Raw genomic sequence first — 303 nt, 5'->3', positions numbered from 1 at the left:
ATAGCTAAATCAACCATTAATGGATGGATAAAAGTTTTTGAGAAAGATTGTATCGAATGTAAAGACATGATATCTCCCAGTGTACATGAAGAGCTTAAGAGATTAAAGAAACTTACTGCTGAGCTTGAAAAGGAGAATGCATTTCTAAAAAAGGCGGCAGCCTTCTTCGCCAAGGAAATAGACAGTTAGTATATAAATTCATTGATTTAAATCAGGCTAAATTTGGTGTGAGATGGCTTCTTAGACGCTTTGGAATATCTCCTAATGCTTATTATAACTACTTAAAGCAAAGGCGAAAGCCCT

Annotated in this window: 1 protein-coding gene; it reads left to right on the top strand. The window is 35.0% G+C overall.

Annotation, left to right across the window (positions count from 1 at the left end; genetic code table 11):
• Positions 1–189, top strand: a 189-nt coding sequence (locus P8V03_RS19135; RefSeq protein ID WP_428978996.1) for a transposase, incomplete at its 5' end; no start/stop codon positions are given.
• Between the last annotated feature and the right edge of the window lie 114 nt (positions 190–303).

This window comes from Clostridium tanneri, from assembly GCF_033659955.1.
In the GTDB taxonomy this organism is placed as follows: domain Bacteria; phylum Bacillota; class Clostridia; order Clostridiales; family Clostridiaceae; genus Clostridium_AM; species Clostridium_AM tanneri.
This window is presented reverse-complemented; position numbering and strand designations above follow the sequence as displayed.